Annotated in this window: 9 protein-coding genes; 6 read left to right on the forward strand and 3 right to left on the reverse strand. The window is 68.9% G+C overall.

The annotated features are described in order from the left end of the window. Positions 1–38: 38 nt before the first annotated feature. Entirely contained in the window at positions 39–2,189 is a 2,151-nt protein-coding gene (locus tag V7Q48_RS15850) for a TonB-dependent receptor (protein ID WP_333839538.1), read from the reverse strand. A gap of 373 nt (positions 2,190–2,562) precedes the next feature. On the opposite strand from V7Q48_RS15850, the gene V7Q48_RS15855 reads away from it, so the two are divergent. Continuing rightward, complete coding sequence (locus V7Q48_RS15855) at positions 2,563–3,852, forward strand: Nramp family divalent metal transporter (protein WP_333839541.1); 1,290 nt, start codon at positions 2,563–2,565, stop codon at positions 3,850–3,852. A gap of 30 nt (positions 3,853–3,882) precedes the next feature. On the opposite strand, the gene V7Q48_RS15860 is transcribed toward V7Q48_RS15855, so the two are convergent. Next, positions 3,883–5,310, reverse strand: a complete 1,428-nt coding sequence (locus V7Q48_RS15860; protein WP_333839544.1) for a DUF389 domain-containing protein — start codon at positions 5,308–5,310, stop codon at positions 3,883–3,885. A gap of 147 nt (positions 5,311–5,457) precedes the next feature. Next, positions 5,458–5,922 carry a DUF3429 family protein gene (locus V7Q48_RS15865; protein ID WP_333839548.1) on the reverse strand — a complete coding sequence of 155 codons (465 nt, stop codon included), beginning with the start codon at positions 5,920–5,922 and terminating at the stop codon, positions 5,458–5,460. 163 nt (positions 5,923–6,085) lie between these two features. On the opposite strand from V7Q48_RS15865, the gene V7Q48_RS15870 reads away from it, so the two are divergent. The 5 genes from V7Q48_RS15870 to V7Q48_RS15890 all read left to right on the forward strand — a co-directional run. After that, positions 6,086–7,144 (forward strand): PLP-dependent cysteine synthase family protein, encoded by a 1,059-nt coding sequence (locus V7Q48_RS15870; RefSeq protein ID WP_333839550.1) that lies wholly within the window; start codon positions 6,086–6,088, stop codon positions 7,142–7,144. Between the two features lie 105 nt (positions 7,145–7,249). Continuing rightward, complete coding sequence (gene phhA / locus V7Q48_RS15875) at positions 7,250–8,122, forward strand: phenylalanine 4-monooxygenase (RefSeq protein ID WP_333839552.1); 873 nt, start codon at positions 7,250–7,252, stop codon at positions 8,120–8,122. Positions 8,123–8,156: 34 nt separating this feature from the next. Continuing rightward, entirely contained in the window at positions 8,157–9,263 is a 1,107-nt protein-coding gene (gene hppD, locus V7Q48_RS15880; RefSeq protein WP_333839555.1) for a 4-hydroxyphenylpyruvate dioxygenase, read from the forward strand. After that, positions 9,260–9,871 (forward strand): VOC family protein, encoded by a 612-nt coding sequence (locus V7Q48_RS15885; RefSeq protein WP_333839558.1) that lies wholly within the window; start codon positions 9,260–9,262, stop codon positions 9,869–9,871. The genes hppD and V7Q48_RS15885 overlap by 4 nt, the downstream gene beginning before the upstream one ends. After that, positions 9,868–10,441 (forward strand): fumarylacetoacetate hydrolase family protein (locus tag V7Q48_RS15890; protein WP_333839560.1); only part of this gene is annotated, 574 nt, incomplete at its 3' end. The genes V7Q48_RS15885 and V7Q48_RS15890, both read left to right, overlap by 4 nt.

The raw sequence follows: 10,441 nt of genomic DNA on the forward strand, positions 1-10,441 counted from the left end.
CATACATACCGAGGTATGAGACGCCGCCGGCGCGGCCCTCAGAACCGGCGCTCCAGTTCCAGCCCGAACGTGCGCGGCGGCGCCATGTTGCCCAGCGCGCGGCTGGCGTCGAGGTCGCCGGTGATCGAGATGTTGGTGAAGACGCGTGCGTCGGTCAGGTTGTCGACGAACAAGGCCGCCTGCCACCGCGCCCCCGCCGGCAGCAGCGTGGCACGCGCCTTCAGCCACCAGAACGCAGGCTGGGTGTCGCGCGGATCGCGAAATGCGGAAAACCAGATGCGATCCTGCCAGCTGGCATCGCCGCGCAGGCGCAACAGCGTTCCCCCGCCAAGCGCCAGGTCCTGCTCGGCATGGGCCACCAGCCGCCAATGCGGTGCCTGGGGCAGTGGATTTCCCGACAGATCCTGCACCCCCAGCGCGGGCTGCTTGGTGTTGATCGTCCGATACCGCGAAAACCGGGCGTCGAGCCAGGTGGCACTGGCGCCCAGCCGGGTGCGCGGAGTGATCGCGGCGTCCACGTTGATCTCCGCACCATCGACCCTTGCGCTGGCGGCGTTACGGATCAGCACCGAGTTGGCGTCGACGTCCTGCACCTGCAGGTCGGTGTAGTCATAGTGGAAGCCGCTGGCGGCCAGTGTCCAGCCGGGTCCGTGCAGCTTGACCCCGCCCTCCCACGACCAGATCAGTTCGGGCGCGTAGGCCGTGTTCTGGGTGCTGCCGAGATTGAACCCGCCGGCCTTGTAGCCACGCGTGACCGAGGCATAGATCAGGGCGGTCTCGCTCAGCTTGCGCTCGACCAGCGCGCGCGGGGTGAAGGCCGCGAACGTCACGGGTGCCAGTGCCGCATCATTCAGCAGTTGCAGGCCGGTGAAATCGAGCAGGTTGCGCCCTTCGCGCCGCTCATGGCTCCAGCGGCCACCCAGCGTCACCGTGGTCGAAGCGCCGATCGTATGGCCCAGTTCGGCAAAGACCGCGTCGCTGCGCGTGTGCTGGCTGCCGTTGGCGCGCAGCACGCAGCAGTCCTCCCGCCCTGCCCCGCCCAGATAGGTGGCGAGAAACGGGATGAAGAATTCATTCTGCACCCGGTTGCGCTCGGCATAGTGACTGTAGCCGATCATGCCGCGCCAGGGTGCATCGGGCGCGGTACGCAGCATGAGGTCGCCGCTCCACTGGCGCGCGTTCTCTTCCTTGAATTGAGTCTCCGCCAGGACGGTGCTGTTCGACATGTCGTTGTAGTTGCGCGGATGGGTCGTGCGCCACGCCACGCTGGCTGTGAGCGTCGCGCCCCGGCCGAGGTCGGCCTCGGCCCGGGCCATGACGCCGCCACTGACCGGCCGGTTGTAGGGCCGGATCGAGGAGGCGATGGCGCGCGTGCCCGGCGGGGCCATGATGCCCGACCCGACGCGCGCGAGGAACAGCGGATTGTTGGCATAGCCCGGCCCGGCGACGTTGAACACGACCGCCCGGTCGTCAGCGCGATAGACATCGCCCGCCAGCGTCAGCCGCAGGCCGGGCAGCGCCTGCCAGTCGAGCCGCAGCCTTGCCTGCTGATCGTGCTGGTCTTCGGTGCGACCGGGCACCCCTTGCGCGCCGGGTGCGCGCAGCACGCGGGTATAGCCGGTGTGGTTGCCTGCCCCCACGGCGAGGCGGATCGACACACGGTCCCCGAGCGGCCCCGAGACTCCGGCCCGCACGTCGGCGCGCCCATAGTTGCCCACCACGACCCGCGCATCGCCCTGCCAGGTCCGGGTCGGCGCGCGCGTGACGATGTTGATTGCCCCGCCGGTGGCATTGCGGCCATAGAGCGTGCCCTGCGGTCCTTTCAGAACCTCGACCCGCTCGACATCGAAAAAGGCGGGTGCGAAGGCCGCCGGCCTGCCGAGATAGACCCCGTCGAGATTGACAGCCACGCTGCTGTCGAACCCGCCCAGGAACGTCACCGCACCGATTCCGCGCACGAAAACCTGGCTTTCGCCCTGGTACGCCGAAATCTGCAGGCTTGGTTCGACCTGGGCGAGATCGGCGAAAGCGCGGACCGATGCCGCATCAAGCCGGGCGCGCGGCAGTACGGCAAGGCTTGCCGGCACGGCGTCCACCGGCAGAGGCCGGCGCGTGGCCGTGACGATGATCGGCGCATCGACCGGCTCGCTGGCCCACGCTTGCGCCGGCGCTGCCAATGTCAAAGGCACCAAAAACGCCTTGGCCGAAATCCGTACCGTTCGTGTCCGCATGATCGTCTGATTCAAAAGGTCGCCGGGCGCCCCGGCTTGCCGTCTTTATGCCCGGACATCTTGGTCGTGGCGCCCGATACTCTGGTAGTGATGGCTGCAAGCTCGGGCCGCCGGCACAGTATCGTCGCATGGCGTCGTTCGCGCAGATCGGCACGCGGCAGCGCAGTTCTCCCGCCACGCGAGAGAAACACTCCCGGCCCTGCAGGCTAATGCCCGATAGTGCCTTGCGATAGTTATGCCTCGAAAGCGTTGACCAGCGCCCAGCCCGTCTCGCGTCGGAAAACCAGCCCAGATGTTGCACGATGACAGTCTTGCCGCCCCCTTTGGCCCCGTGCGCATCGCCCGCGCACGGGGGCGCGGTGGCGCATCCCCCCCCAGCCCCGCACGAGGGCGCTGGCAGCGGCGGCTGGCGTTCATCGGGCCGGGGTTCCTCGTCGCCGTAGGCTACATGGACCCGGGCAACTGGGCGACCGACATCGCCGGCGGCTCCGCCTTCGGCTACAGCCTGCTTTCGGTCGTCTTGCTGTCCAACCTCGTCGCCATGGTGCTGCAGGCGCTGGCGGTGCGGCTCGGCATCGCCTCAGGCCTCGATCTCGCGCAGGCCTGCCGCGAGCACTACAGCCGGCCGGTGACGATCGGGCTCTGGCTGCTTGCCGAAGTCGCCATCGTCGCCTGCGACCTTGCCGAAGTGCTTGGCACCGCAATCGCGCTCCACCTGCTGTTCGGCCTGCCCTTGCTCGCCGGCGTCGTCCTCACCGCGCTCGACGTGCTCGCCATCCTGGCGCTGCAGCGCTTCGGCTTTCGCAAGGTCGAGGCCTTCATCATTGCCCTGCTGGCGCTCATCGCCGGATGCTTTGCCTTCGAGTTGACGCAGGCGCCGGTCGATGGCGGTGCCGTGCTGGCCGGACTGGTGCCCCGCGCGGCGATCGTCACCGATCCGGCGCAACTCTACCTCGCGATCGGCATCCTTGGCGCGACGGTCATGCCCCACAACCTCTACCTGCATTCCTCGCTCGTCGGCACACGGCCCTATGCCAGGACCGGTGCCGGCCGCGCCGAGGCCGCGCGGCTTGCCACCTGGGACAGCAGCATCGCGCTGGCGCTGGCGTTCTGCATCAATGCCGCGATCCTGATCCTCGCCGCCGCCGTGTTTTATGGCGCGGGGCGCACCGGCGTCGCCGACATCGAGGAAGCCTACACCCTGCTCTCGCCGATGATGGGCGTGGGCGCGGCCAGCGCGGTGTTCGGCGTGGCGCTGCTCGCCTCGGGCCAGAACTCGACGATCACCGGCACGCTCGCCGGGCAGATCGTGATGGAGGGCTTCGTCAACCTGCGCATGCCGGCCTGGGCGCGTCGCATGGTGACGCGGCTGCTCGCCATCGTGCCGGCGGTGGCGATCATCGCCGCGATGGGCGATGGCGGGGCGACGCGCCTGCTGGTGTTCAGCCAGGTCGTGCTGAGCCTGCAACTGCCCTTCGCGGTGATCCCGCTGGTGCTCCTGACCGGCCGCGCCGACGTCATGGGCCCGCTTGCCAGCCCGCGCTGGCTGCGCGTGCTGGCCTGGGTCATCGCCGCGCTGATCGTGGTGCTCAACTGCGTGCTGCTGTGGTCGATGGCCTGAGCATGACCGCAATGTGAGCTTTGCGGCAGATCAGTCCGCCACGGCCGGTTCCTTCACCTGCCAGGCCAGCCGCAAGCGTCCCGCACTCGCGCCCGGTTGCGCCTGCCCACCACGTGCCGCGATGCCGCGGGCGACCGACTGTCGCAGCGCCGCCGTTCCGCCCTCGACCAGAACCGTCCGGTCAAGCCGGGCCGATGCCCAGCCGGCCAGGTCCAGTGCCGGCCCGTCGACGACGCCCTGCTCGACCGCCACGGGTGGCAGGGTCGCGTCGCCTGGCGGGCTCATTGCCACGGTCCATCCCGGCAAGGCGTGCCCGGCGCGGGCCTCGAGCGCGCGATAGCCTTCGAGGCCGAGGCCGGGCAGCGCCGCAGCCGGGGCACGCAGGACGCGGTTTTCCTCGTCGACGATGACCTTGGCCACGTCGGTCCCGGCCAGCAGGGCGAGGGTTTCGGCCGCGCGCGCCTGTCCGCCCGATCCCTGCCGGTTCGCTTCCTGCGCCCGTGCGATCTGGGCGACTTCGGTTGCGCCGGTTTCGACCGAGGTACGCACCTGGTCGACGTGGAAGTCGACTGCGCGGCCGATGCGGGCCTGGAGATCGCTGGCCAGCACCCGGTCCGCGCCGGGCACGGGCACCGGGGTCAACATCACCGCGCGGACCTGGATGGGTTTGCTGGCAAAGTCGATGTCGACTTGCGAGAGCCGCGATCCTTGCGGGAAGCGCGCCTGCACCGTGTCGCGGATCTGGCGCTGCGCCACCGCCTCGAAGGCGATCTGGTGGAGTGCGGCGCCGAGCGGGATGGACAGGACCCCCACCGCCACCACGAACAGGGCCAGTTGCCAGCCGGTGTGATGCGGCGAGAGATGCCGGCCAAAACCGTAGCCGCGCGCGACCAGTGCAGCCGTCAGGGCGATGGTGATGGCATTGGTCAGGAACAATAGCAGCGCGCCGGAAAAGATTGTCCAGTTCCAGGTGGCGATGCCGAAGCCGACCACCACCAGCGGCGGCATGAGCGCGATTGCGATGGCGACGCCGACCACCGTGCCCCCACGTCCGCGGATGAGGGCATAGGCGCCGGCGATCGCGGACAGCAGCGCCACGAGCAGGTCGAACAGCGTTGGCTGGGTGCGGCCGGCGATTTCGCTGGTGATCGTCTGCACCGGGGAAATGAACACCAGCAGGACGGAAAGCGCGACGGCGATGCTGGCGCCTGCGCTCAAGGCGAAGGCCGCACGGCGTATCTCGCGAAAATCGAGGGTTGCGATGCCGAAGCCCAACCCGATGATCGGCATCATCAGCGGCGAGAGGAGCATCGCCCCGATCAGCACCGCGACCGACGGCATGAGCAGGCCGAGCAACGAGATCGACGCCGAAATCAGGATCAGGAAGGCATAGCGCCCCGACCACCCGCTATCCTCGGCAATCTGCCGGATCACGGCCGCGTGATCGACGCCGCTCACCACCCAGACGTTCCACCATCTCCGCCATCGGGCCAACAACCCGGCCCTGCCTTCACGCTCGCCTGCGACCACGCATTGTCCTTCAACCGTTTATCCCACCATCACAGGGTAGGACGAACCGGGCGGCGGGCGCAACCCGCCGCTCCCTCAGGCGACGGCCATGGCCAGCGTCAGCACGCCCAGCCCCGTTGCCATGGCCACGCGCAGGCGCAGCCAGCCGGCTGGAAAGCTGATCGTGCGCGCAAGGTGGCGGTCGGCCAGCGGGCTGGCGAGCAGCGCCAGTGCCAGTCCGACGAGCGAGGGTCCGGGCCAGGTCGCGCCGAAGCACCAGGGCAGGAAGGTCGCCCAGGCGAACAGGCTGGGCAGCACGGCCAAGGCCATGATCCCAGGCTCGGTGCGGCCCGCCAGCAGCGCCGCCATCCACCACAGTCCGCCAAGGAACGAGAGGATCACCGCCGCATAGGCGCATCCCGCCGCCAGCGCGATCCAGCGCTCGGGCCCGCCATGGACGACCAGCGCGAGGCAGATCGCCTGCGGGGCGATGCCCGACAGGCCGAGCAGGGCGAACGAGCGGGGCAGCCGCGCGGCGGGGTTCGACGACATAGACACCATGCCTGCCCTTGTTCTTGGGCCGGCGCGCGCCGGCAAGCTGGCCTTTGAGGCGCCCGTGGCTTGCCCGCGCACCGCTTCGGCGATAGCGCCGCGCGGCGGGGACGGCGCAAATGCGACAAGGGAACACCGGCACGATGACGAGGGCAGGATGACGGGGGCAGGCATGGTCAACACCCGCGCATGGCGCGCAGAAGCGATCCGGCGGATCGAGGCGGACTATACCCGTTCGGCCGACACCCATCTCGTCCGGGTGGACCTGCCGCGCGCGCCGGGCATCACGCTCTACCTCAAGGACGAGAGCAGCCACCCGACCGGCAGCCTCAAGCACCGGCTGGCGCGCTCGCTGTTCCTGCATGCGCTGTGCAATGCCTGGATCGGCCCGCAGACCTGCGTGATCGAGGCCTCGTCGGGCTCGACCGCGGTCAGCGAGGCCTATTTTGCGCGGATGCTGGGCCTGCGTTTCATCGCCGTGGTGCCGGCCAGCACGGCCGCGCCCAAGCTCGACGCGATCCGCTTCCATGGCGGCGAGATCCACGCGGTCGACGATCCGCGCGCGGTCTATGCGCAGGCCCAGCGGCTGGCGGCGGAGACCGGTGGCCATTACCTCGATCAATTCACCTATGCCGAACGCGCGACCGATTGGCGCGGCAACAACAACATCGCCGAAAGCATCTTCGCGCAGATGGCCGCCGAAGAACATCCGATCCCCGAATGGGTGGTCTGCGGCGCAGGAACGGGCGGTACCTCGGCCACGATCGGGCGCTTCATCGCCTATCGCCGCCACGCGACCCGGCTCTGCGTGGCGGACCCGGAGCACTCGGTCTTTCACCGCCATTATGCCGACCGTGCGATCAGCCAGCTGCCGCCGGGGCCTGCGCCCTGCATCGAGGGCATCGGCCGGCCGCGCGTCGAGCCGAGCTTCCTGCCCACGGTGATCGACCGGATGATCGCGGTGGACGATGCCGCCAGCATCGGCGCCATGCGCGCCCTGTCGGAGCGGCTGGGACGCCGCGTCGGCGGGTCGACCGGCACCAACCTGATCGCCTGCGCCGCACTGATCGAGGAAATGCGCGCGGCGGGGCGGCAGGGCTCGATCGTCACGCTGCTGTGCGACGGCGGCGAGCGCTATGGCTGCACCTATTACGACGACGCCTGGCTCGCTGCGCGCGGCCTTGCCTGGCACGATGCCGCCCGGCGAATCGGCGACCTGCTAGGTTCGTAAGCAAATCGCGCTTCGTCGGCGTCTTGTGAAACGCGTGTTTCACGCTAGGCAATCCATGCGCCCAGATTGAAACATCATTTCGCGCAGGTCTGATACTGTCGGACCATGGCACTTGACAGCGCACATGCCGCGACACCCCCGCCCGGCGCAGGGCCCGACTGGACGATCCCGCAGGACTGGGCCGCCTATACCCCGGCCGAGCACGCGATGTGGGATCGCCTGTTCCAGCGCCAGTCCGCGATGCTGCCCGCGCGCGTCGTGCCCGCCTTTCTCGACGGGCTGGACATCCTGCGCATGGATCGTCCCGGCATCCCCGATTTCGAGGCCTTGAACGAGAGGCTCATGCGCGCGACCGGCTGGCAGGTCGTGGCGGTGCCGGGGCTCGTACCCGACGAGGTGTTTTTCGAGCATCTCGCCAACCGCCGCTTCGTGGCCGGCCGCTTCATCCGCACGCCCGAGCAGATCGACTACCTGCAGGAGCCGGACGTCTTCCACGACGTGTTCGGCCACGTCCCCCTGCTCGCCGACCCGGTCTTTGCCGATTACATGCAGGCCTATGGCGAGGGCGGCCTGCGCGCCGCGCGGCTGGGGATGATCGAGGCGCTGGCCCGGCTCTACTGGTACACCGTCGAGTTCGGGCTGATCCGCGACGGCGGCGCGCTCAAGCTCTATGGCGCGGGGATCGTCTCGTCCTACGGCGAAAGCGTCTTCGCGCTCGATCACGCCTCTCCGCACCGCATCGGCTTCGATCTCGAGCGGGTGATGCGCACGCAATATCGCATCGACGATTACCAGCAGGCCTACTTCGTCATCGACAGCTTCGCCGATCTGCTGCGCCAGACCCGCGATGCCGATCTCGGCCCGCTGTACGAGCGGCTGCGCGGCCAGAACCCGATCCCCGTAGGCACGCTGGTGCCCGGCGACACCGTCATCCACGCCGGCACGCAGGACCATGCCAGCGCACATCATCCCGCCTGATCCGACAAGACCACCCGAGAGGAATCCGCACGCCATGACCCTTTTCGACAACCCCATCGGCCTCGACGGTTTCGAGTTCGTCGAGTTCAGCGCGCCTGAGAAGGGCCTGCTCGAACCGGTGTTCACGGCCATGGGCTTCACCCTGATCGCGCGGCACCGGTCCAAGGACGTGCAGCTCTGGCGCCAGGGCGGCATCAACCTGATCGCCAATTACGAACCGCGCAGCCCGGCCGCCTATTTCGCCGCCGAACACGGCGCCTCGGCCTGCGGCATGGGCTGGCGGGTCAAGGACGCGGCCAAGGCCTATGCCCTCGCACTCGAACGCGGGGCCGAGCCGGTCGGGGTCACCACCGGCCCGATGGAACTGCGCCTGCCCGCGATCCGCGGCATCGGCGGCTCGATCATCTACCTCGTCGACCGCTACGAGGGCGAGGACGCGCGCGAGGGCCAGACCCCGCTGTCGATCTACGACATCGACTTCGTCTACGAACCGGGCGTCGATCGCCATCCGGTGGGCGCGGGCTTCCGCCTGATCGACCACCTGACCCACAACGTCTATGGCGGGCGCATGGCGCACTGGGCCAGCTTCTACGAGCGCGTGTTCGGCTTCCGCGAGATCCGCTATTTCGACATCAAGGGCGAATATACCGGCCTGACCAGCAAGGCGATGACCGCGCCCGACGGCAAGATCCGCATCCCGCTGAACGAGGAGGGGAAGGCCGGCGGCGGCCAGATCGAGGAATTCCTGCGCGCCTACAACGGCGAGGGCATCCAGCACATCGCGCTGCTGTGCGACGACCTCATCGCCGCGTGGGACAAGCTCAAGGCCATGGGCACCCCGCTGATGACCGCACCGCCTGCGACCTATTACGCCATGCTCGAGGAGCGCCTGCCCGGCCATGGCGAGCCGGTCGAGGAATTGAAGATGCGCGGCATCCTGCTCGACGGCTCGACCGAGGCGGGCGACCCGCGCCTGCTGCTGCAGATCTTCGCGCAGCCGCAGATCGGCCCGGTGTTCTTCGAGTTCATCCAGCGCAAGAAGGACGAAGGCTTCGGCGAAGGCAACTTCACCGCCCTGTTCCAGAGCATCGAGCGCGACCAGCTTGAGCGGGGCGTGCTGACCACGGGAGAACCGGCATGAGCGAGACTGCGACAGCAACCCCAACACAGACGGCCGCCCCCCAGCTGCAGCGCATCCACCATGTCGCCTATCGCTGCAACGACGCGGCCGAGACGGTCGAGTGGTACGCCCGCGTGCTGGGCATGACCTTCACCACCGCGTTTGCCGAGGACACGGTGCCCTCGACCGGCGAGCATGATCCCTACATGCACGTGTTCATGGATTGCGGCGGCGGCAACGTGCTGGCCTTCTTCGAGCTGCCCAACCAGCAGCCGATGGGCCGCGACCCCAACACCCCGGCCTGGGTGCAGCACCTGGCCTTCGAGGTAGCCGACGAACCCGCGCTGCTCGCAGCTAAGGCACACATCGAGGCCCAGGGCATTGCGGTGCTCGGCCCGACTTGGCACGGCGTGTTCAAGTCGATCTACTTCTTCGATCCCAACGGGCACCGCGTGGAACTGGCCTGCAACATCGGCACCGCCGACCAGTATGCCGAACTCGCCCGCGTCGCCCCGCTGATGCTCGAGGAATGGAGCCGGACCAAGCGCGCACCGCGACATGCCGAATGGCTGCACCGCGATCCTTCCAAGGAAACGCCGCAGGAAACGTCTCAGGAAACCGGGGCGTGAAGCTCGCCAGCCTGAAGGGCGGGCGCGATGGGCGCCTGGTGGTGGTGTCCGACGACCTTGCCACCTGCGTCGATGCCACGAGCATCGCGCCCACGCTGCAGGCCGCGCTCGACGATTGGGCGACCCTTGCACCGCGGCTCGAGGCGCTGGCGGCCGATCTGGCGCGCGGCGCGGCACCTGCCATGCCGTTCGACGAGGCCGCCGCCGATGCCCCGCTGCCGCGCGCGTTCCAGTGGGTCGACGGCTCTGCCTACGTCAACCACGTGGCGCTGGTGCGGCAGGCGCGCGGCGCCGAGATGCCGCCCAGCTTCTGGCATGATCCGCTGGTCTACCAGGGCGGATCGGATCGCTTCCTTGCCCCCCATGACCCGATCGGGCTTGCCGACGCGGCGTGGGGTGCGGATTTCGAAGCGGAAGTCGTGGTCGTGACCGACGACGTGCCGCAAGGCGTGACGGCAGAGGCCGCGCGCGGGCTGATCCGCCTCGTCGGGCTGGTGAACGATGTCTCGCTGCGCGGGTTGATCCCGGGCGAACTGGCCAAGGGCTTCGGCTTCTACCAGTCCAAGCCGG

The sequence above is a fragment of the Novosphingobium sp. genome, from assembly GCF_036803765.1.
GTDB lineage: Bacteria > Pseudomonadota > Alphaproteobacteria > Sphingomonadales > Sphingomonadaceae > Novosphingobium.